Below are 235 nucleotides of genomic sequence, written 5' to 3'. Positions count from 1 at the left end.
GTAAGACTCTTGAAACTGTAAGCAATGATGCGACTGGTAATGTTAAGTTCTCTAAACTTGAGTTCAAGAAAGGTCAAGAAGGCGTACACAACTACACTGTAGAAGAAGTTAAAGGATCTGACGCAACCGTTACATACGACACTATGAAAGCGAATGTAACAGTTACAGTGAAACACGATGGTACAGCTAAAGTACTTATCGCGACTGTAGGCGACATTGCGGATAAAGAATTTAA

At 39.6% G+C, this 235-nt stretch carries 1 protein-coding gene; it reads left to right on the top strand.

Going from position 1 to position 235, the window contains the following annotated elements; genetic code table 11:
• Positions 1-235, top strand: a 235-nt coding sequence (locus HMPREF2904_RS12160; RefSeq protein WP_141751223.1) for a Spy0128 family protein, incomplete at both ends; no start/stop codon positions are given.

It is taken from the genome of Streptococcus sp. HMSC072G04 (genome assembly GCF_001813295.1).
Lineage (GTDB): Bacteria > Bacillota > Bacilli > Lactobacillales > Streptococcaceae > Streptococcus.
This window is presented reverse-complemented; position numbering and strand designations above follow the sequence as displayed.